The sequence below is a fragment of the Dehalobacter sp. DCM genome (assembly GCF_024972775.1).
Classification (GTDB): domain Bacteria; phylum Bacillota; class Desulfitobacteriia; order Desulfitobacteriales; family Syntrophobotulaceae; genus Dehalobacter.
In genome coordinates, this window is the sequence record NZ_CP092282.1 from 3,064,512 (window position 1) to 3,087,608 (window position 23,097).

The window sequence follows — 23,097 nt, forward strand, 5'->3', positions numbered from 1 at the left end:
TTCAGGTAGAAACCAAAGAGCTCTACATGTTCATCTGCAATCCCTGATCGGGATAGAGGATGGCGAAGCGTGCAGTCTGCAGCTTTTCCGCCTCACCGTTTTTAATAATTTCGTGATGTGAGCCGATCCACTGTAAGTCCTCCAGAGCAACTGGCTCGGGCGGGCCTTGTCCATACCGGAAGGATTGGACAACCACAGAGATGTATTCCGAGCAGCCGCAGTCCTCCACCAGCTCCTGATATGACTGCGATCTTTGTATGTCCTCCACTTCAGGGATGCCGCCCATGATGGCAACGTCGCGGATGCCTGTGTTGGTTTCTAAACCGATGAGTGAAAATATCTTGCTCATCACATCCCTCCCATCACGGGACCGCCGTGCTCAAGGTCGGGAGCTTTGTTTTTCATTTCATCCTCCAGCTTAAGGGAATAGTTTTCATGATTCCAAAAACTGACGTAAATCTCGCCGTCAGGAGTTTTGATGGGACGCTGCTCAAAACCTTCGCCGTATCCGTCAGAATTTTGTCCAGAGACATAATCCAAGAGTGCGGCAACTTCTTCGCCGGAGAGGGGCTCCTTCAGTCCGGCATTCATAACTCCCCACAGCTCGCCGTCAACAACCTCCACTGATGGATAAAGGCTATACACTTTTTTGTTGAGAGCTTCGTCGTGGATGTATTCGGCAAGACCTCGATCGTTTTCGAAGAAACGATTCTCCTTGGCAATGGCAGCGAGAATCTGATCCTCATATGCCACAGCTTCCCTGGGTGTGATATCCTCCCGCTCATCCTCCGAGCAGTCATACTGAGGATAGCTGACGACCTTCAGAGGGAAAAAGATACTCATTTTTTCGTTTGCCATTTTGATTTCCTCCATTCTTAGTTGGCGTGATTATTTTGAAGCCCTAAAAAAGGGCATAAAAAAAGCAGGGTATCTTCGTTAGAAAATACACCCGCTCATTTTCAGGAATTTATCTACAAACCATTGCTTTCATCTTCATTTTTCAGCTAACCTCATTTATGTAACGCCATCCATTTTAATAAAAATGGTCTGTCATTATTTGCAGGCACTTCAAACCACTCCGAGCACAGAAAATAATCCTCATTATATATCTTTACTGGTGATGAATAGTACCTCTTTGGGCTTTCACCATCCGTTAAGCTGGCTTTTTGGAGTAGTGGATATTGAATATCAAAAGTTTCTTTTGAATATTCCTTTGTCTTCATTTTCTCTATTTCTTCCTTGGTAACCTCACCGTTTTCAAGCATTTTACGAAGAACAGTTCTTATAATTATGCCGATTTTCATTTCTTCAAGTCCATCAATACCGTTATACTCAATAGCTTCAAGATTTGGTGATATCTTTTTCTGTACTGTATTTCTGATTCCGCCATTAATCTGCTTTGGTTTTTTAACTGCAAAAAGATTATACATTTGTAAGCTTCGCATAAATAACTCTGAAGTATCTGCAACATCCCCCAGTACATTAAGCACCGGTTCAAGAATCTTATCACTGAAATCTTCATTAGCAATAATACGGATTTTGTATTTCACATTTAAAGTGCTCAGAACAGAAGAAATATCGTCAATGCAGATATTGATATCATTAATAACAGATGGATTTATTCTAGGCGATGTAAAAATGATTGTCCCGGAATTAATATCAAAATATCCATATATACACATTGCTGTCCTGATACATTTTTTGATAACTCTGGTTACAGTTTCTTCTTTTGTCCCGTAATTTAAACCCGCTTCATGAAACGCAACATCAATGGCATAGATATGCTGTTCATTTTCATCAAATGATATACCCATTACATCAATTTCAGCCTGAGTAAGCACCTGATCTATTCCGCTGTTTCCTTTATACAAATCATAACCATACTTAGTTTTGAAGACCTCAGATGAGTTTTTCATTAGCTGCTCTAATGCTTCTTTGTGCTTAAGCTCCCATTTGGAGGAAGCTTTCCAGTTTGTTTGCACAAGTTGGCATTCTTTAATATGTTTAAGCCATGATAAAAGTAGCGATTCACCAATTTCAATCTTCATTTAAACCACCTCACAGTTCCATATATATCTTAGGCTAGATTCATTCCTAGAAATTATGCTTTATTAGGCTGTTAATTTCTAAGAACATACTATCTGCGTAATATAACATGAGAGCTCGCTTTTTTCGCCACGATCAATAAAACCTGCCACCTTGATAAGGTCAATGGGTTTCATGAATACTTTAGCCATAATCCCGTTCGTGAGTGGATTATAAGTATTAATCTGCTGCAGGACTGGAAGCCCATTCATTGCTGGATAGAGTATCGTAGCGGAATTATTTCCAATTCCGCTGACTGCATATACAGCTAATTGATAAAGCATATCACGCGGAAGGTTTCTATCCCATAGATCACGATATTTCGCATCAAGAAGTTGCACCACCGAACCATTTTTAAGCAAAGCGAAATCAGGACGAGGAGTCGGTGAACGCTTTCCTTTGGGATTGCGTTTTGGTTCATAAGCGAAAAGCATTCCAAGACGATACTGATCTATCACAGAATACTCATCCTGCAAGCTTTTTAATAGCTTGGATACAAGAGTCTCAAAAAACAGGTTCATATCAAAAAAGTAGCCTGGCAAGGAAATGTGTTCCTCTCCATTCTCAATCTGAACCGATTGCGACTCAAACAGGATATTAATTAATTCTATGGCCGGCTTATACACATCATTTAGGCGCGATATTGATCTTTGTGCCGCATTTAATATCGGCCTGCTGAGCCTAGTTTCTTTAGTCAGCATTGATAATTGGTCGCTTATTCTCATCACATCATGACGAAGATTGATATCTGATGCAAGCTTGCCTGCGAGCCTTAAACCTGCCAAAAGAACCTGATTCAAGAGGGTATTTTCTGTTCTTTCATAATAATTACAAGGCAGACACGCCGCAATTGCTCCACCGCGGCTGGCAAGGCGGCTCATATCGATTCGTCCTTTTACACAGGACAAATCATTCTCAAATAATGTATACCCTTTAATAAACCCTCGGTTAAGCAGGCTCTCAGCATAGGTATACAGCGTATATATCAGCAAATCAATGAAATTCAGATTGTCGATATCAAAGTTTGCATAGTGGAATAATTTGAGGTTTCGAAGTCCATAGGTGTACTGCAGCAAAGTAATTAACGGCATCCCATGCAGCTTTGGGGTGATTTGAATACGAATATCGCCTAACGATAAACGGCCCACAAATGAATTGCTTCTTATCAGTACACCATTTCTCATTTCCAGGATTTCAAGGATGCTACTCTCCGTAAGTTTTTGCGCAACTTTGCGTTCAGTCCCATCTTTTAAGTATACACCGTCAAGAAATTGTTCCGACCATTCTGTTAGTTTTAAATGGACTATCGCGCTCATTGTTCTTCTTCCTCTGGGGGACCGGCGACAATGGCATCGGCATCGCTTGTATCATGTTCCTCGCTCAAACGTATTTCCGGACAAGGCTTTAATAATGCGCCGATCAGTTCTGTAAAATCGCCCTCACATAAGGAGTATTGGAGAGTTTGGTTTTTAACGTCAACAAAATCCGAATCTAAAATTGCTGCCATTCGCTCATAATCACCATAACAATATTCTTCGATTAAAGGAAGAATATCTTCCGCTATCACCTGGCGGAAGCGATTCTGAGAAGTAATTGGTTTTTCACCCTCCATGAAATAAGAGTGACCAATTTGCAAGTTGCGGGCATCTCTGCCGATATGCTGGCAGATTCTTTGGTTCAGCCTCTTAAGCCATTCGGAGACAGGCAGTGCGTCAAAGTTAATCCCTTCAAGCAAACTGTAGTCCGGCATTAATTCGTGGAAACCGAAACGCCTGCGGAGCGCAGCGTCCAACAGAGCAATTGACCTGTCGGCTGTATTCATAGTTCCAATGATAAAAACGTTACCCGGTACCGAAAAAGGTTCACCAGATACGGGAAGATATAACGTTTTCCCCCGTTTTCCGGACTCAATTAACATAATAAGCTCGCCTAAGATGCGCGAAATATCTCCCCGATTAATTTCATCTATAATCAGGAAAAACGATTTATTGGGTTCCTTTATCGCATCCGAACAAAGCCTTTTGAATATTCCATCACGAAGTTCAAACAGGGTTTGTCCATTTTCAACCCGTGGTTTTATTCCTTCGATAAAATCCTCATACCCGTAGGAAGCATGAAAACAGCAAATACGGACATATCCATTCGTCCGGCCATCGCCCAAAATGCTTTTTCTCTCATCGTCAGAAAGAGCCTTCCATGATTTCCTAAAGATATTCCGCGCTGCCAATTCCTGCGCTGCTTTTTCAGCATGATATGTTTTTCCTGTACCGGGTGGCCCATAAAGAATGATTTGCTTTTTACGTTCCAGGATACCGTCGATTTTTTTCATAATTCCTTCAAGCGATTGGAGCGGTTTTTCAGCAGGTTTTGACGATACAGTATTCTTTTGTTCTGTAGAGCCTTTTGATAATAATTCGCGTATCTTAAGTAAATTGTCCATGTTTCTATATGGATTTACTGTTGTGCGAAGTCCTTCTTTCGCTTCCGGCAGTTGAGTTTGTTCAACAAATATCCATTCAACTTCCCTTAAATGTGGAAACTCCAAGCCTTCACGGTATTCATAGCCGCCTGTGACTCTGCCGATTCCAAGAGTCTGCATCCCGTCGCCGGCTACGACGATGTCGTTCTCCTTGATTGTCTTAAAAAACCTGATGATCTCATTCAGTTCACGAGATATTGTCTGGGGTTGGTTGGGATAGAGCTTCTCAAATGGCTCCTTCAAAGAATCTCGTATCTCGCTATCCTCTTGGCCATATTGGGTCAAGTCGCCGAGTTCTGCCCAACCGATAGAGATATAGCTATTTTCCTGCATCAGGGGCCATATACTTGTTTTGCTCGATCCGCTTCTTGTACCTATGCGATAATAGTTGACTGGAGAGCCATACATATGCACCATAGTTCGTACAATATGAGAAGACGGTCTGCCAGTCTCCGTGATAATTTTCATCAGCTGCCCTGTCAATGCATAGAGCGATTCAGACTCTGGCTTCTCGCCGTAACATAAAAGAGCATGCTTCTGCCAACCGGTTGTATGGAAAGCGTCAATGTAATTCGGGAAAAGCATATGATAATACTTGTGAATCCATCCGTATCCGCCGATTTTTACATCTTCATCGGAATCCAAACTCTGCTGTAAAGCTATATAATCTTTGTACTCGGGATTCTCAAACTTGGAAATTTGCTCAGCGCCTCTTACTATGGCATCACGAATCTTTTTGCCCTTTTCAATCGCGTCTGCCAGCGAAAGGACGACCTGCTTTTGAGGGCTGCCGGTCATCCAATTGTTATCACTTTTACGTTTGTACATGATGTACTTCAGAGAGCTGCCGCCAGCAATACTGCCGTATTGCCTCGTGTCTATCATCTCGTCATTCTTAAATTCAAGCCAATAGGCAAGCCCATCATGATTCATGACATTGAAAATTGTCTCTATTAATTCTTCGCCTTCAATGCTTTTTAAAACATCAGGACCGAAACGCTTACGAAACATGATATATTCCTGATCTATTTGAGAAACTGGCTTAATATCGCCTTTTTCTAACAGTCGATCGCATTCCTCTATGATAGCGTCATTATTAAAGAAAAAGAAAAACACTGGGTATATCCCTCCATCTCTACTCGAATTTAAAATACTGTTGCCATTCAACGCATAAGGTCATAAACATTATATATGGAAAAATTTATAATAACAATGATAAAACAATCGATGCCATCTTGGTAACTACCCTTTGTCATCTATGAAAACGGCCAAAAAAACGGGCCAAAATTTGCACTTTTTTGCTTCGATTTTTGCTCATTTTTGGCTTGCAAACCACAACATCTTGTGGTCAAAGTCTACTTTTTGCCCTCCGAACCACATTTCGTCATCTTTATTATCGTTTCAACGTGTCTCGTCCACGGGAACATGTCAACAGGTTGTATCTTCTTGACCGAGTAAATCCCGTCCACTTCACCCGTCCCCTGGGTTAGGAGCTTCAAGTCCCTGGCAAGTGTTCCGGGATCGCAGGAAACATAGATAATCCTGTCAGGCTGGATTTTCAGAAGTCTTTCGATAACAGCCTGATCCATACCGGCACGCGGCGGATCGACAACGACCAAGTCAGGTTTACCGGATGATCGCTCCAGCTTATCCAGTTGCTTTTCAGTCTTACCCTGGATGAATCGCACATTGGTGACTTTGTTAAATTCTGCATTGTACTCCGCATCCGTCACCGCATCGGGGTTTTCCTCCACCCCGATCACATGGCCGGCCTTGCGGGCAAGCATCAAAGAGATGGTTCCAATACCACAGTAGAGATCCCAGACCGTTTCTTCCCCACGAAGGTCTGCCCAGGCCAAAACGTGGGCATAAAGCTTTTCGGTCTGACTCGGATTAACTTGGAGAAATGCCCCCGGGGAGACTTTAAAACGCAAATCATCCATATAGGTGTTTAAGAATAACGGGCCGCTGCCAGCGTATTCTTTATTTTCTTTTGGAAAGAGTATGGAACAAGTATCCGGAGCGAGCTCGTCGGAATTCTTCATTTCCCGGATTCTAGCCCCAAGTGCTTCCTTCTCTTCGTCGGTGTTGCCTTCCAGTAAAATAAGACCTTTTCCCCGACTGCTTTCGCGAAAGGTCGCCGTGCGGATACCTGGGCAAGATGCTCCCATGATCGTTTGAAATCGGTCAATGCGCGCATTGGTTCGCTCTGATAACAAAAGACAATCGGAGAATAAGACCACATCCGTGCTTTTTTCCCGATAGTAGCCCCATTGCCCGCTCTCGTCCCGGTGCAGCAATGCTTTATTACGGTAACGCCAGGGAGTATCCATACCGAGAACCGGTTCTACTGAAATATTCTGCAACCCGCCGATCCGCTGCAAAACGTCTGTTACCCAGCGCCGCTTCCATATGAGCGTCGCTGCATAATGCATGTGTTGGAGATCACAACCACCACAGGCACCGAATACCCCGCAGGGAGGATCCTGCCTTTCCGGCGAAAACTCCGTGATTTCAACGACCTCAGCCCGCTGATAATTCTTTTTCTCAGTTGTAATACGGACTTTCCCCTTCTCGCCCGGCAGCATGCCCTGAACAAAGGTTGTCTTGCCATCCAAGTACCCCACGCCGGAGCCATCAGAGGAGAGGCGTATGATTTCAATCCTATTTATTGATTCTTTCGTTGTGTTCGTTCTACTATGACCCATCAATATGCCCTTTCCGAAGTATCCCGATGTTTTCGTGTTATTTCTATTTTAACCGATCGATTTACTGCATGTTTTTATGGTTACTATTTCCGATTGTTTTCATACTGTCATTATATATGCCGGTATCATAACAAGCAATATTCCCGGCCTCCATTGATATGGTATGTCATTTGTGCCTCTTGAAACTAAAATGTCCTACACTAATAAAATGGTGATAGCCAAAATCCAAACATAGTCAGTTTATTTATGACTTAGCAGAAAATCTTATCCCGCTCTGAAACAAAAAAACCGACTGGATTGATTTTGTTCCAGCCGTATCAAGCATACTTATCTATCTGGAGATATGAATACTTATTCGTATTATGTGATGATGTTAATGGAAGATATGTGTTGGGTTCGTGTTAGCTCCATATATATTTTCTTGATTCATCGTTACCTGATTGTTTAATGACACATTTTCATATGCATTGACGCTTTGCGTCTCCTTCTGCCTAAAAAGACTCTGATCCCCCAGCCTGGCGATTAACTGCGTGGTTATGAGACCATAGAGCATATGGGACCCGACATAGGACAAGTTGCTCGTTGCATCCTTCGGCTTAATTTTGTTTTTTGGGAAGCCACTCATCATTGCCGTGACAAAGCCCCCATAGGTTGTTCCGTAAAATAAACCCTTCGTTACTAGTTTATCCGTTCCGGCTTTTTGTAATTGTCTGGTCATGACCACCCCGCCGAGGGTTGCTAAACCTAAAGACATGACCAAGCCCAGGATATCTCCGCCCCGTGAATCAGACTGCTTTTTGGATGCCACCCATATCCCGGATGCTGCCTGCCCGTAACTTCGTTTCGATATGCCCATTTTATAGGATATCTGATCGAATATAACCATACTCAGCCCGCCAACTAATCCGCTGACGATGCCTAGAGTTTGACTGTCATTAATCTTTTTCATAAAGCTTCTCCTTTCTATTGATGCTATTATTATTTTCTAAATACCAAAAATAAATTATGTAAATGCTATTTCATCGCCATATTTACTTAGTAATTTTTGGTTAAGATCGTGATAAGTGCCGTTATTTACAGACAAAACGAGGCGGTGTAATAAAACTATGAAAGTTGTATTACACCGCCTCCGTTTAAATTGGCAACGAGAGATTAAAATATAAGAGCTATATTATATTTAGTATTTATTTAGATTTTATTTAGTTTTTTTAGTTTTAATTGTTATTAAATTTTTACAATGACTAAAAATGGTCTTTCAGTGGACTATTCTCCGTGATACGTTCTGGCCATTTCAAACTCGTCCTGGATTTCCTTGGATTCTTCTTTCGTTAACAGAGAGAAGATGACGATAGCCAGACAGGATACCACAAAGGCGGGAAGCAGTTCATAAATCCCGAAAACACCACCGATTGGCTTGATCAGGAGCTTCCAGATGAAGACCATGCCGCCGCCGGCCACCATACCGGCGATGGCACCGGGACGGGTGACCCGTTTCCAGAACAGGGAGAACAGCATAACCGGCCCGAAGGTCGCACCGAAGCCGGCCCAGGCAAAGGATACCACCCGGAAAATAACGCTGTTTTCATCCAACGCAATAATCATAGCAATGATAGCGATAATGACCAAGGTGATCCGGGATACCCATAAGACGGCTTTATCCGACGCTTCTTTTTTCATGATCCCCTGATAAATATTTTTGGAAAACGCCGAAGCCGCAATCAGCAAATACGAGTCGGATGAACTGATGGTTGCTGCCAAGATACCCGCCATCACGATCCCCGCAAAAAAGGGAACAAAGAAATTCGTCGACATGACAATAAAGATACTTTCAGCCGCACTGGCAGTCAGCAGTTCCGTCGGGAACAGGATCCGGCCGATCATACCGATGGCCACCGCTGCTGTGAGAGAAATGACGACCCAGATGATCGCAATCCGTCTGGACAGCTTTAAATCACTGGCTTTCTTAATCGACATAAATTTCAATAGAACCTGGGGCATGCCAAAATAGCCTAATCCCCAAGACATTGTGGAAATAATCGTCAGCCAGCCATATACGCCGGCTTCGCCAAACAAGGGTTTGCCATTGGCGCCGATCTGCTGGACGCCGTCAACCAATGTCGGTGAGGCAATGCCAAAGAAATCAAAGAAGCCCGGTATGGCTCGCGCATTTTCTGCAACGGCGGCGATTCCACCGGCCGTAACCACACCCGTGATCAGTACCGCGCCTAAGGCAAAGATCATAATGATGCCCTGCATAAAATCGGAAGCTGTCTCAGCCAAAAAGCCGCCGATAAAAGTATAGGCGACAACAAATAAGGCACCCAGGATCATGATATACGCATATTTGATATGGAAAAGCGTACTAAAGAGCTTGCCGACGGTGACAAAACAACTTGAAGCATAAACCGTGAAGAATACTAAAATAAATAAGGCCGCAATGGTCATAATGACTTTCTTATTTTCTTTATAGCGATTACTTAGAAAATCCGGGATCGTGATCGCATCCCCAGCGATATGCGAGTACACACGAATCCTTTTGGCTACGAACAGCCAGTTCAGGTATGTACCGATAGCCAGACCGATCGCAGTCCAGATAGCATCACTCATACCGACGAAATAGGCCACTCCCGGCAGTCCCATCAGAAGCCAGCCGCTCATGTCGGATGCTTCCGCCCCCATGGCGACGACCCAGGGTCCCATCTTCCTTCCGCCAATCAAGTAGTTGTCACTGCTTTCATTGGCACGTTTGGCATAATAAATCCCGATTCCGATAACAACAGCAATGTAGATGACCATTGCAATCAGAATCTGTACTTGTCCACCTTCCATTTTTCCTGCCTCCATTTATTGTTTGATATATAACTATAATAATATAACACAGGGTTAATTCTATCGTTAATGTTATAAAATGTACAGGGTTATTTAAACTGCTCTAGTACAGTGTTAAATCTAAAACTATAATATCTTCGGGTACAGGTGCCGCAGTTTCACTCGTGCATCTTCAGTAGTAAACTGCCAGTCAACACCTTTTTGTTTATCGTTACGATCGATCTCCCAGAATAACAATTGATCATTCAGTATATCCAAAGCATTGATTCTCCTGTTAAGACACTGTTTAGTCAACGCGGATAATTCTATTTCTGCAATATTGAGCCAGCTGCCATGCTTAGGAGTGTAATGGATCTCCAATCTTTTAGCTAAAGTATGAGCCTCCTCTGCCGGAAATGCTTCATAAAGCGAAGATATTCTGTGAGTGTTCAAGTTGTCTGCCACCAGACAGACCTTTTCAGCATCTGGATAATAAACAGTCAGCATTTTTTTGATTTCAGTCGCCCAATCATTTTTCTTCCGGTGTTCTCTGGCGAAGACATGTCTCCACCCGCCCAATGGCTCAGTAAACAGAAAGATGCTGCATGTTCCATTCCTTTGGTATTCAGAATCAAACTTTTCAACGGAACCAGGGCTAGCCGGTATAGGATCTCTTATTTCTCCAAGTAACTGATACGGTTTTTCATCCATGCAAACCACAGGAATAGCTGGATCATAGCCACGCTGATAAACATCGAGTACATCTTCCATATTAGCGACAAACGCCGCACTGCCATTTTTAGGGATACACCAACATTTACGGAGATGTGGTTTCAATTCGTTTTTTTAAAATACTGCCCACGCTGACATAACTAATCTGATCAATAATATCAAGTTCAACACTCTTATCAGCCAGTAACCTCAAAGTCCAGCGGGAAAAACCGGCTGGTGGTTCACCGCAGCTGAGGGCGATAATCTTCGCTTCTACATCACCTGTAATTTTGGCTTCTACCGGTGGTTTAGACCTCTTTTTACGACTGATAGTGTCGCCGGCCCCTTTTTCACAGAAAGCTTTTTTGACTTTTATTACTGTAGTAGGAGAAGTATTCAATACATCGGCAATCTCGTGGACACTCATATGTTTATCGGTGGATTCATCCAGAAGCAAAATGATATTAGCGCGAAGAATAGCCTTAGCAGGAGAAGCGCCACATTTAATGGTTTTCATTAATTGCTGCCGTTCTTGATCAGTCAAAACGATACTGTATCTTTTCTTAGGCATACTGCCACCTCCCTCAATAACAGTATACCTCAGAAAATATTTTATGCAACTTTTAGATTTAACAAAACACTAGTGGGTAAATAATGTCATATAAAACCGCTCTGAAACTCCATTCCGTTGCGTAGCCCAAGGACCAGAAATCCGACTTAGCCATTACCCCCGCTGCCACCACATGAGTATCACCATGAGAATATTCCATACCCCATGCGCAATAACAGAGGTCCATAAGCACTTGGTCCTTTCGTAAAGCCACGTCAGTACAATGCCGCCGACAAGCAGCGGTATAAACCGAATTAAATCAAAATGCAGCAGTCCGAAGAACAAGGCTGTGTAAAGCATGCCTAAGGCTTTGCCATATCCTCGGCGCAGCGGCGGGTAGATCAGAGCTCGGAAGATGAGCTCTTCCTTCAATGGAACGATGACTCCGCCTAAAAGTACGAGGGGAAGCGCCTGCCAAATCGAATCTGCACCGGCCACAACCAAGGCAAAGCTCTGTGGCACTGGGGCCCCTAAATAATCTACGGCCAGATTACCTAAAAGACCGACGACGAAGAAGAGAAAGATCCCCCCAATCAGTCCTGCCAGTAAACTTTTCCAGTTAAAATTGCCCAATCCCAGGTCTTGCGCTGTTATCCGCCGTATCTTAGTGAACACGAACAGGGCAGCAAAAAAGAGAAGAGCATCGCCGAATCCGATCTCAAGATAGCGGATGTACCCTTTTAGAAAACCGAGGTTTTCAATCGTTCGCATCCAGCCCACGGCGAATTCAATGATGTAGACAAGCAGAATCAGATAGAGTGCTTGCCAAAAATTCCATTTAGCTTCCTCAAAAGGATTCATTGACTGTCCTTTCCATCACCGTATAAATCTTTATAAATGTAATTCCAATTTCATCGAGCATGCGGATAATCCACGGTTTTCTTCTGTTGGAAAAATCCGCACCTGTTGTCTGTTCCCCGTCACAAAGTGTTGTATCCACAATAACCAATTCGGTTTCCACAATTTTTCCGATAATAAACACCTACTAGTACATCATTCTGAAATTAGTCAAATTGCTCCAGAGTAAGGACGCGTGCACAATACCGACGTCAAGCGGAGCACGGATTGCGAAGCGCAACGGTCCATGGATGACGGACCATGGATGGTCCTAAGTTCAAATTCACCACGGATGGTAATAGAATTTGAACTTCCTGTTAACGATTGCAATTCGCCAAGGAGGGCAAACGAATTTTAACATCTATAATGTAAATTCATGGAGGGCACAAGAGCCGAAAGTGGTATTGTGTACGCGGCCCAGCCCCATATACGAATATTTGCTAACGTATTTAAAGAATGATGTACTAGAGACTGGTGGGCGGGGAGACAAAGTTCTACGTCCCTTTGTCTCCTGCGTCCCTTTGTCTCCTGCCTCATTTTGTCCCTATTGGGCTAATTTTTCTTTCAGAAGTTTGTTGACCATACCCGGATTGGCTTGACCTTTTGTTGCTTTCATAACCTGTCCGACAAAGAAACCAAGAGCTGCTTCTTTTCCTGCTTTATAGTCAGCGACCGATTTCTCATTGGCGGCCAGGATCCCATCGATGATTTTTTCCAGCTCCCCGGCATCACTGATCTGAGCCAGTCCCTTCTCTTTGACTATGGTCTCCGGATCTTTGCCGGTTGAATAAATTTCCTCAATAACACTCTTCGCGATTTTTCCGCTGATATCACCTTTCTTGATTAGCATGACCAGACTGGCAAGCTGTGCCGGTGATACAGGCGAATCGGCAAAGGTGCGGCCATTGGTTTTAAGCAATGCGCTTAAGTCCCCCATCACCCAATTAGCCAGGAGCTTCGCATCGTCGCATGTCGCCATGGCCTGATCGAAAAAGAAGGCCATGTCTTTTGAAGCAGTGATGACACCGGCATCGTATGCCGAGAGTCCCAACGCCTGCAGTCTTTCTCTTTTTGCTGTCGGTAATTCAGGCATTGTCGCGCGAATTCGTTCCACCCAGTCCCGGTCGATCACCAGCGGCATCAGATCAGGCTCAGGAAAATAACGATAATCATGTGCTTCTTCTTTCGAACGCAGTGAAAGTGTCATGCCGCGACCTTCATCCCAAGTCCGTGTTTCTTGGATGATTTCCAGGCCCTCATCCAACGCGTCGGCCTGACGTTCCGTTTCATATTCCAAACACCGGCGAACGGAGCTAAAGGAGTTCAGGTTCTTGGTTTCTGTCCGTGTGCCGAATGTTTCAGTCCCTTTTAAGCGCAGGGAGACATTGATATCAAAGCGGACGGAACCTTGCTCCAGCTTACAGTCGGAGATGCCGGCATAGTCCATGATTTGTACCAGTTCTTCCAGGTAGGCGAGAACGTCATCGATGGAACGCATATCGGGCTCCGAAACGATTTCTAAAAGAGGTACGCCCGTCCGGTTATAATCAACACCGGAACTGTTGGACGTGGTAATCGTGTCCCCGCTGTGCACGAGCTTGCCCGCATCCTCTTCCATATGGGCCCGGGTAATACCGATTCGTTTCATTGTCCCATTGACCATGACGTCAAGCCAGCCGTTTTTGCAAATTGGCAGATCATATTGGGATGTCTGGTAGTTCTTCGTTAAATCGGGATAAAAATAATTTTTGCGGTCAAATTTGGAGAATTCCGCAATGTCGCAATTTAAAGCCAAGCCGGCCTTGATAGCCAGGTTGACTACTTCTTTATTCAATACCGGCAGGACACCCGGAAGTCCCAGACATACCGGGCAAACGTGCGTATTTTGTTCGCCGCCGAATTCGGTGGAACAACCGCAGAATATTTTCGTTTTGGTGGCCATTTCCACGTGGGTCTCCACACCGCAAACCATTTCATATTTATCCAAAAAAGACATATTAGCATACCTCCTTCACGAGAGCGGGGATTTCCTGATGATAGGTGGTATTCTGTTCAAAAGTATAGGCTGCGCGGTACAACGTGCCCTCGCCAAAATGCTTGCTGATCAGCTGCATGCCTACCGGCAGGCCGTCAATAAATCCTGCCGGAATCGATATTCCCGGCAACCCGGCCAGGTTGACCGGGATCGTATAGACGTCGCCCATGTACATGGCGAGAGGATCGGATTTTTCACCCATTGTGTAGGCGGTCGTCGGAGTGGTCGGTGAGAGCAGAATATCATATTGGTTAAACGCATTGTCGAAATCCTGTTTGATCAGCGTCCTGACCTTTTGCGCTTTCAAGTAGTAAGCATCGTAATAACCTGAACTAAGTGCGTAAGTGCCAAGCATGATCCGGCGTTTGACCTCTTGTCCGAAGCCTTCTTCCCGAGTTCTTTTAAACATTGTAATCATATCTTCCGTCTCTGCGCGGTATCCGTAGCGAACGCCGTCATAACGCGCCAAGTTGGAACTGCATTCGGCAGGAGCGATGATATAATACGCCGGCATGGCATATTCCGTATGTGGGAGCGAACAGCTTTCCACGATAGCTCCCAGATCTTCAAAGGTTTTGATCGCGCGTTTAATCACGTCAGCCACCCTTGGATCGAGTCCGGCCGCAAAGTATTCATCAGGAACACCAATTTTTAAACCTTTTACATTATTTTCTAAAAACTGGGTATAATCTGGGGTAGCATAAGGTACTGAGGTTGAATCCTTAGGATCATGACCGGCAATTGCATTTAAGACCATCGCATTATCACGGACACTGGTCGTCAGCGGTCCAATCTGATCAAGGGAGGAAGCAAAGGCCACCAAGCCATAGCGGGATACAAGCCCGTACGTTGGTTTCAATCCGACAACACCGCAAAAAGCGGCCGGCTGTCGGATAGAGCCTCCCGTGTCGGACCCCAGTGCAAACGGTACTTCTCGCGCAGCGACACACGCAGCTGAACCGCCGGAAGAGCCTCCCGGTACGCGTTCCAGATCCCAAGGATTAGCGGTTGGGTGGTAACCCGAGTTTTCGGTGGAAGATCCCATCGCAAACTCATCCATATTGACTTTGCCGGCGAGCACCGCACCCGCAGCCTGTAACCTCTCAGTAACGGTTGCGTCATAGGGCGGAACAAAATTCTTAAGGATCTTTGAACCGCACGTCGTGGCGATTCCCGAAGTGCACATATTATCTTTCATGGCCATGGGTATTCCCTCGAGGGGCCCGAGCTTTTCTCCATTGGCAATTTTGCGATCGGCGTCGGCAGCCTGGGCCAGAGCTGTGTCTGCAGTAACCGATAAAAATGCTTTAACAGATGGATCTGCAACAGTGATATGATTAAGATAAGTCCTGGTCAGTTCCACGCTGCTGATTTCTTTGCCGATTAGCATATGATGTAAGGCCTCAAGCGACTTTAGTAGTATCATGGGTGGAATCTCCTTTCTTTCTCAATTAGACAATCCGAGGAACCCGGAAGAAACCATCTTCCTGATCCGGAGCATTTTGCAGTACTTTTTCCTGGCTCATTGAAGGCTTCACTTCATCCTCCCGCAGGACATTATAAAGCTGTACCGCATGGGCTGTCGGTGGAACCTGATCCGTATCCAGTTTCTGGAGCATTTCGGCATACCCCAGGATTGAATTGAGCTGCTCGGTATATAATTCCACTTCCCCTTCGGACAGCTGCAGCCTGGCCAAAAGAGCAACGTGTTCAACTTCTACTCTGGAAAGCTTCATGGATCTAACGCCGCCTTTCATTTTATAAATAGTGACCGATGATATCGAATCCAACATGTATAAATATAACAAAATTATGACATACGGGCAAGAAAAAGCACCTTCTTTAGCAGCTTAATCCGTTTTACATCATGATTTCTGGCAATTTGCGTTTGTAACCATTCAGAAAAAAGATTTTTAAGAGTAGGCAGAATTAAAAAGGTTATATGGTGTTGTATGTAGAATACCCTTCTAAATTACCGTGACATGATAATTGGAACATCATTTCAAACAGGCATTCTCAACTGAATTTAAGCAAAAAAGTCATAATGATGATGTAAGGAGAATAACCATTCATATTAAACTGAATCAGAAAGGATGTAATGCCAATGCAGCAGTTAGCCAGACCCTTCGAGAAGTTTCTACCTGGAAGCCACTTGATTTTGGGAGAAGCTGGTTCCGGAAAGACCCGCTTGATTTGGTCCATACTCCAGGAAAAAGACTTTGTTGAAGACAATTCAATCAACATCGTACTCACAGATTCAGAAAAAAGAATATGGCACAATCCTCCGCATAATCCTGTTCATACGATAAATCCTTATGATACAGATATATCCTGGGTCACCGATCCGACAAAACCGGGGATATACTACTGCGCCTGTGACTACGCACCGCGCATCATCACCTTTATGGAATGCCTGGCGACTTGGTCGGTTCACGAAAAAAACATATCAAATCGTGTTCGTATTTTCCTTGATTTGCCGTCCAAATTCTGGAATATCCCCGAATTTGAAGAGCAGCTCGGCAGACTGGATTATATTACGGCCAATAGGAAAGAAGAAGACGGTCCGCCCATAGAAATATGGGCAGCGATCGGTTCGTTAACTAAAATATCCCCCGAAATTCGTGCGCTTTTCAAACACGTCAACCTGATCATGCTCAATCCCCTGCCCAATGGCTGGTCAGATAAAGTACTGCATTTGCTGGATATCAAATGCGATAATTTGCCCGAGCTCTTTGCAGGGATTCATAGCGACGTTAAAGAAGGATACTATTACATTCCAATTACAGAAGAATATCTTGCCTTCAACCCCAAGCCGATCGCCAAACCCTAAAATCACTGCACGAAAAATTTCCGCATGGCTATCGTTCAGACTATACTGAAACAGAAAATATAGGGCGTAACAAACACCTTTAAAGGTTTGTTACGCCCTATTTTATTCCGTGCGCAATCCGGGTACCTTTAGTATGTATAGTACCATGTTAACCCTAAATCTTATATATCCTGACGGCAGATTTTTTGTAATACTGCGTTGTCTTGCCGCTCCTTCACCATCCGTGGTGACCGCGGCATTAGTCCATCCGTGGACGTCAATCCCCATACGCTCGGTTTGACTCGCCTCCGACGGCCAGGATGGCCTAGTGTCGCGATGCCATGGATGGCAAGGAGCGACCGCCTTGTCTTACAAAAAATCTGCTCGCCATTATATTATAATTTTAGAGTTAACAAGGTACTAGTTCATATTGGACTTTATTTTTACCGGTCTCTTTTGCTCTGCGGAGGAGTGTATCGACACGCTGGATAAGGCTGTCTCTTTCTTCTCCTTGATACCAGGTATCGACTCCGAAGCTGCAGGTAATATGGCCTGAAGCGAAGTCATGTCCGGAAATTTTTTTTCTTATTCTTTCTGTTATTTCTAAAGCTTCTTCCCTGTCGGTATTCGGAAATAGAATGACAAACTCTTCTCCGCCCCAACGGGCGAAGATATCCGTTTCTCTGATCATACTTTTGACCAGACCTGTGATCTCCTTTAATACTTTGTCTCCGGTAAGATGCCCGTTATCATCGTTGACTTTTTTAAAACTATCGATATCAAAAATTGCCAGAGAAAGATGACACGAATACCGGTTGGCATAGGCGATCCAGTTATCAAGTTCATCGTCAAATTTCAGCCGGTTGTATACTTGGGTCAAAGGATCCTTTGTTGACAGATTGATTAGATCTTTGCTTTTCAGAAAATTATTCCGTTTATAGGTATTGGTACGAAAAGAGGCAATGCCGCTAACAACAGTGATCAAAATGATATACGTCATGGCGGCGTAAAAATGCGATTGTTCGATGTGATCAAGATAATAGACTGCGGATATGAAAAAAGCGACAGCAATGAAAAGAGAAGCGAAAACCGAATTGATCCATCGGTTAGGAACGAGGAAAATAGCCAAAATGATCAGGATGATACCAAAGGTTTGAATTAATAGTTCCGGTGATTGATATTGGTAAAACACATGAATAAACAAAAGGGAAGCCATGATTTCGTAGATTGTGACCACGGTAAACAATGTCGTGTGTTTTTGTATTGATTTTATCCAGTGAAACAGGATAAGCACCAGAAATAAAAAGATAATTCGGCCTGCCAAGATCGACTGAAAAGCGTGCGTATCCTTGACAAAGAAATAATCCGGAACAATAAACAGCGTATATATTATCCCCAGAAAAAGAACAATTGGCCGGACATAGCGCTTAAGTGCTTGAAATTCGGACTCTTTATATTCTTTCTCCAACTGATTATCCGCAAATTCGGCTAATAAATTTATCCCGCTAATCAGGTTTGCTCGCATAGCATCCCCTCTTCTATTTTTATTCCATATTAATCCTTTATTTGTATTTTAGCAAGGGAAAAATCATAACTGTTGATTACACCTTAAATTTCTCAATTTAATCCAATTAATTTCTTAAACTCTTCTTCAGAATAGATGGGTATCCCCAGCTCTCTGGCTTTATTCAGTTTGGATCCTGGATTTTCACCGACGAGAACCAGGGATGTCTTTTTACTGACGCTGGAGGCCGATTTCCCGCCATACAGTTCGATCACATCCTCGATTTCCCGTCTCTCCCACGTTTTAAAAGATCCGGTTACCACAATGCTTTTTCCTGCCAATTCCTGAGATACGACGGCGCGTGTCGCGCTCATCATCACGCCGGCTGTCTTTAGGCGACCGATGAATTCCAGGTTTGCTTGATCACTGAAAAAACTGACGATGCTTCTGGCCATGATTTCTCCGATATCACCGATGGCAACCAGTTCTTCGACCGTGGTGTTTTCCAGCGCTTCCATGCTGCCGTACCGTCCTGCTAAGACCTTACCGACTTTAACTCCGACATGGCGGATACCCAGGGCAAAGATCAGCGGAGCAAGGCCGCGCCCTTTGCTCGTTTCAATGGAGTTCAACAGGTTACGGGCGGATTTATCCCCCATCCGTTCCAGTTTTACCAGATCTTCATACTGCAGATAGTACAAATCGGAAGCGTCATTGATCAGCCCGGCGTCCAGCAGTTGGCTGACAACAGCCGGCCCCAGACCTTCAATATTCATGGCATCTCTGGAAACGAAATGGATGACCGCCTCCCGTTGGCGGGACGGGCAGGAAATATTCAAGCAGCGATGGGCTGCTTCCCCTTCCAATCGATAGACAGGACTTCCGCAAGACGGACAGTCCGCAGGCATGTGGAAAATTATTTCCGAACCGCTTCGTTTTTCCGGCAGGGATTTGATGACCTCCGGGATCACATCGCCAGCTTTATGGATCATGACATGATCGCCGATCCGGATATCCTTATCCCGAATATTATCCAGATTATGCAGTGTCGCTCTGCTGACGGTGGAACCGGCTACCAGGACATCTTGCATAATCGCTGTCGGTGTAAGCACTCCGGTTCTGCCCACATTGATTTCGATATCCAGAACACGTGTTTCTACCTGTTCTGCCGGAAACTTATAGGCAATCGCCCAGCGCGGGCTTTTCGCTGTAAAGCCCAGTTCGCGCTGGTGGTCAAAACGGTTAACTTTAATCACCAGACCATCGATCTCATAGGAAAAACCGTGCCTCTCTGTCGTCATCCGTCTGCAATAGTCAATGACTTCATCGATGGTTTTAAATAAATTGTAATTCGGGTTGACCTGAAACCCAAGTGCGCTTAAAGCTTCAAGCACACCGGTCTGGGTGCGGATACCCATTTGTTCCGCTTGGATGAGCTGATAAGCAAAGTAACCCAATTTGCGCTGAGCTGTGACCGTTGAATCCTGCTGCCGTAATGAGCCGGCAGCGGCATTCCGAGGATTAGCAAACAGAGAGAGCCCCTCTTCTTCCCTTTCCGTGTTCAGCTTTAAAAAGGATTCTTTCGGCATGTAGCCTTCACCACGGACATCCATAGTACCCGCAAAATTCGTCCCCGATCCGCCCTCATTCACCATCGTCAGGCGCAATGGCACCGCACGGATTGTCCTGGCATTGGCCGTTATTTCTTCTCCTACTTCGCCGTCCCCGCGGGTCGCACCTCTGGCGAGAACACCGTCGTGATAAGTCAGCGCCAAGGTCAGTCCGTCGATTTTCAACTCGACAACATATTCTGCGTCCGGAGCAGCACTGCGTACCCGTCGGTCAAAGTCTTTCAGCTCGTCGGCATTAAACGCATTGTCCAGACTAAGCATGGGCTCCGGATGGCGTACCTTAGGAAATTGTGAAGCAACATACCCGCCGACCCGCTGCGAAGGCGAGTCGAGTGTGACCCATTCCGGATGTTTTTTTTCGATAGCGATCAATTCCCGGATATAGCTATCGTATTCGGCATCCGTTAGTGTCGGCGCATCCAGCATATAGTAGTCGTAAATCGCTTTTTCCAGGATTTCTTTCAGTTCGTGCAACCGTTTTTCCTGATCCATAACAGAACCCCTACCCTTTTAATATTGTTCTGCTTCTATATTTTTGCCAATCTGGCATACTCTGCAATCAATTTCTTGACCTCGCCGCTGAAAACAACGGTGATTTCAGCATTATTGCCTTCTCCGATGACGGACATGACGATACCTCTCCCAAACTTGGGATGGTCAACCTTATCGCCGACCTGATACCGTTCGGGATCAGAGCTGACAATCGGCGTTCCGTTGTCCTTCCAGCCTTTGGTATTGCCACTGCCACCCCCATTTGCCCGTGCCGCAGAAAACGGCGACGCGGATGAGGATTGGGATGTGGATGAAGAGGCTTTGCCTGAATACGACGCACCGAAACCTCTGCCCATGATTTCACGGCGGTTCATTTCTTCAAGCAGCAGGTCTTCCGGGATCTCCTTGATGAATCTGGAAGGCACACTCGGCTGAATGTGACCGTATATCATGCGCTGTTCCGTGGTGGTCATAAAGAGTTTCTCTTTCGCCCGTGTAATGGTGACATAACACAACCGACGCTCTTCTTCCAGCAGATAGGTTTCCATCATACTTCGGCTGCTCGGGAAGATACCATCCTCCATCCCGACAGCAAAGACAACCGGGAACTCAAGGCCCTTGGCGCTGTGCATCGTCATCAGTTTTACTGCGTCTTCATCCTGATCCAAATTATCGATATCCGCCACCAATGACACCCGCTCTAAGAATCCGCCCAGCATGAGCATATTCTGATCCGTGTCAAGATCAGGATCTTCCGTATAATCCGCAGCATGTTCATCATATTCCGCTGTCACAGAAAGGAATTCATTGAGATTCTCGATCCGTGTTTCCGCCTCGACCGTGTTTTCCGTTCTTAAGGCGGCCATATAGCCGGTATCACGGAGAATCTTCTCAGTCAATTCAGTGATTGCTATCCCTTTCTGTGCTTCCTGCCGGAAAACGATCATCTGTTCATAGAAAGCCGTCAAGGTGCCGACCCCTTTGGTCTGGAGACCCTGGATATAGGCCGCTTCCGATAAGGCATCCAGGACCGGCATCCCTTGTTCTTCAGCGTACTCCAGTATTTTGTCCAAACTGCCTTTTCCAATACCGCGTTTCGGGACATTTATAATTCGGGCAAAACTGACTCTGTCGGCCGGGTTATTGATCACCCTCAGATAAGCCAGGATATCTTTGACTTCCAGCCGTTCATAAAATTTAACGCCGGAAAAGATCTTATAGGGAATGCTTTCCTTCATCATATGCTCTTCGAGAACGCGGGACTGGGCATTGGTCCGGTAGAGGATCGCAAAATCACTGTATGTCCGCCCTTCACTATCGGATAAGTCCCGGATCTTACCGGTGACAAAGCGGGCCTCATCATGTTCGTTGGCGGCACGATAAAGGACAATTTCCTCGCCCTGATTATTCTCCGTCCAGAGTGATTTTTGTTTACGGTTATAGTTGTTGCTGACGACTTCATTGGCTGCACGCAGAATCTTCTGGGTGGAGCGGTAATTCTGCTCCAACTTGAGGACATTTGCTTCCGGATAATCCCGTTCAAAATCAAGGATATTCTGGACATCAGCACCCCGCCAACCATAAACAGACTGGTCATCGTCGCCCACAACACAGAGATTGCGGTAACGGGCAGCCAACAGTTTGATCAGAAGATATTGCGCGTGATTCGTATCCTGATATTCATCCACCATGATATACCGGAATTTCTCCTGATAATAATTTAAAACGTCCGGGTTCTCCCTGAACAGTCTCACCGTGAGCATGATAATATCGTCAAAGTCCAAGGCGTTATTGCTGACAAGCTTGCGTTGATACAGTTTATAGGCCGAGGCTGCTCTTTCGGTAAAATAATCGCTCGCTGAGGCAGAAAAAGACTCCGGGTCCATTAACTTGTTTTTGGCATCGCTGATGGCTGCCAGTACAGCCCTCGGCGCAAACTTCTTCTCATCCAGATTCAGTTCTTTAAGACATTCTTTGAGCAGCGTCAGCTGATCTCCTGCGTCATATATAACAAAACTCCGGGTGTACCCCGGCAGTCTGGCAATTTCTCTTCGTAAGATCCGCACACAGGTCGAATGGAATGTAGCGACCCAGAGGCCTTCTCCTTCACTGCCTACCAGGGCAAGGACTCTGTCGCGCATTTCCTTTGCGGCTTTATTGGTGAATGTGATAGCCAGGATATTCCACGGATCAACGCCTTTCGCCACCAAATGTGCGATCCTGTATGTCAACACCCGGGTTTTGCCTGAACCGGCCCCGGCCAAAATAAGAAGAGGACCATCTCCGCTTTCAACTGCTTCGCGTTGGACAGGGTTCAGGTCCTTTAAATAATACATGAAAAGATCACCTTTCTCGTCTAAAGTTTGGGTTTATCCTTATTTTACCACA

General features: G+C 45.0%; 19 protein-coding genes. 1 reads left to right on the forward strand and 18 read right to left on the reverse strand.

Annotation, left to right across the window (positions count from 1 at the left end; genetic code table 11):
• Nucleotides 1-22: 22 nt before the first annotated feature.
• The 15 genes from LPY66_RS14215 to gatC all read right to left on the reverse strand — a co-directional run bounded on the left by LPY66_RS14215 (nt 23) and on the right by gatC (nt 16,009).
• Nucleotides 23-349 carry a hypothetical protein gene (locus LPY66_RS14215; RefSeq protein WP_015261819.1) on the reverse strand — a complete coding sequence of 109 codons (327 nt, stop codon included), beginning with the start codon at nt 347-349 and terminating at the stop codon, nt 23-25.
• On the reverse strand, nt 349-858 hold the full coding sequence (locus LPY66_RS14220; protein WP_015261818.1) for a hypothetical protein: 510 nt from the start codon (nt 856-858) through the stop codon (nt 349-351). Before LPY66_RS14220 ends, LPY66_RS14215 begins: the two co-directional genes overlap by 1 nt.
• A gap of 152 nt (nt 859-1,010) precedes the next feature.
• Complete coding sequence (locus tag LPY66_RS14225) at nt 1,011-2,048, reverse strand: hypothetical protein (RefSeq protein ID WP_015261817.1); 1,038 nt, start codon at nt 2,046-2,048, stop codon at nt 1,011-1,013.
• Nucleotides 2,049-2,126: 78 nt separating this feature from the next.
• Nucleotides 2,127-3,401 (reverse strand): McrC family protein, encoded by a 1,275-nt coding sequence (locus tag LPY66_RS14230; RefSeq protein ID WP_015261816.1) that lies wholly within the window; start codon nt 3,399-3,401, stop codon nt 2,127-2,129.
• Complete coding sequence (locus tag LPY66_RS14235; protein ID WP_015261815.1) at nt 3,398-5,680, reverse strand: AAA family ATPase; 2,283 nt, start codon at nt 5,678-5,680, stop codon at nt 3,398-3,400. Before LPY66_RS14235 ends, LPY66_RS14230 begins: the two co-directional genes overlap by 4 nt.
• 239 nt (nt 5,681-5,919) lie before the next feature.
• Complete coding sequence (gene rlmD, locus LPY66_RS14240; protein ID WP_337984930.1) at nt 5,920-7,272, reverse strand: 23S rRNA (uracil(1939)-C(5))-methyltransferase RlmD; 1,353 nt, start codon at nt 7,270-7,272, stop codon at nt 5,920-5,922.
• 373 nt (nt 7,273-7,645) lie between these two features.
• A complete protein-coding gene (locus LPY66_RS14245; protein ID WP_337984931.1) occupies nt 7,646-8,221 on the reverse strand; it encodes a hypothetical protein in 576 nt (191 codons plus the stop codon).
• Nucleotides 8,222-8,535: 314 nt separating this feature from the next.
• Entirely contained in the window at nt 8,536-10,101 is a 1,566-nt protein-coding gene (locus tag LPY66_RS14250) for a sodium/proline symporter (RefSeq protein WP_337984932.1), read from the reverse strand.
• A gap of 126 nt (nt 10,102-10,227) precedes the next feature.
• Nucleotides 10,228-10,917 (reverse strand): IS630 family transposase, encoded by a 690-nt coding sequence (locus LPY66_RS14255; protein ID WP_337984878.1) that lies wholly within the window; start codon nt 10,915-10,917, stop codon nt 10,228-10,230.
• Nucleotides 10,898-11,362 (reverse strand): helix-turn-helix domain-containing protein, encoded by a 465-nt coding sequence (locus LPY66_RS14260; RefSeq protein ID WP_337984879.1) that lies wholly within the window; start codon nt 11,360-11,362, stop codon nt 10,898-10,900. Before LPY66_RS14260 ends, LPY66_RS14255 begins: the two co-directional genes overlap by 20 nt.
• A gap of 153 nt (nt 11,363-11,515) precedes the next feature.
• Nucleotides 11,516-12,202, reverse strand: a complete 687-nt coding sequence (locus tag LPY66_RS14265) for a CPBP family intramembrane glutamic endopeptidase (protein WP_337984933.1) — start codon at nt 12,200-12,202, stop codon at nt 11,516-11,518.
• Entirely contained in the window at nt 12,189-12,383 is a 195-nt protein-coding gene (locus tag LPY66_RS14270; RefSeq protein ID WP_337984934.1) for a hypothetical protein, read from the reverse strand. The genes LPY66_RS14265 and LPY66_RS14270 overlap by 14 nt, the downstream gene beginning before the upstream one ends.
• Before the next feature lie 399 nt (nt 12,384-12,782).
• Complete coding sequence (gatB, locus tag LPY66_RS14275; protein ID WP_337984935.1) at nt 12,783-14,234, reverse strand: Asp-tRNA(Asn)/Glu-tRNA(Gln) amidotransferase subunit GatB; 1,452 nt, start codon at nt 14,232-14,234, stop codon at nt 12,783-12,785.
• A 1-nt stretch (nt 14,235) separates the two neighbouring features.
• Entirely contained in the window at nt 14,236-15,699 is a 1,464-nt protein-coding gene (gatA, locus tag LPY66_RS14280) for an Asp-tRNA(Asn)/Glu-tRNA(Gln) amidotransferase subunit GatA (protein WP_337984936.1), read from the reverse strand.
• Between the two features lie 25 nt (nt 15,700-15,724).
• Nucleotides 15,725-16,009 (reverse strand): Asp-tRNA(Asn)/Glu-tRNA(Gln) amidotransferase subunit GatC, encoded by a 285-nt coding sequence (gene gatC / locus LPY66_RS14285; protein WP_337984937.1) that lies wholly within the window; start codon nt 16,007-16,009, stop codon nt 15,725-15,727.
• 368 nt (nt 16,010-16,377) lie between these two features.
• On the opposite strand from gatC, the gene LPY66_RS14290 reads away from it, so the two are divergent.
• Nucleotides 16,378-17,103, forward strand: a complete 726-nt coding sequence (locus LPY66_RS14290; RefSeq protein WP_337984938.1) for a hypothetical protein — start codon at nt 16,378-16,380, stop codon at nt 17,101-17,103.
• A gap of 388 nt (nt 17,104-17,491) precedes the next feature.
• On the opposite strand, the gene LPY66_RS14295 is transcribed toward LPY66_RS14290, so the two are convergent.
• The 3 genes from LPY66_RS14295 to pcrA all read right to left on the reverse strand — a co-directional run bounded on the left by LPY66_RS14295 (nt 17,492) and on the right by pcrA (nt 23,045).
• Complete coding sequence (locus LPY66_RS14295; protein ID WP_337984939.1) at nt 17,492-18,607, reverse strand: GGDEF domain-containing protein; 1,116 nt, start codon at nt 18,605-18,607, stop codon at nt 17,492-17,494.
• A gap of 92 nt (nt 18,608-18,699) precedes the next feature.
• The gene (gene ligA, locus LPY66_RS14300; RefSeq protein WP_337984940.1) at nt 18,700-20,709 is read right to left on the reverse strand and encodes an NAD-dependent DNA ligase LigA; all 2,010 of its coding nucleotides are present in this window, start codon (nt 20,707-20,709) and stop codon (nt 18,700-18,702) included.
• Between the two features lie 35 nt (nt 20,710-20,744).
• On the reverse strand, nt 20,745-23,045 hold the full coding sequence (gene pcrA / locus LPY66_RS14305; RefSeq protein ID WP_337984941.1) for a DNA helicase PcrA: 2,301 nt from the start codon (nt 23,043-23,045) through the stop codon (nt 20,745-20,747).
• Between the last annotated feature and the right edge of the window lie 52 nt (nt 23,046-23,097).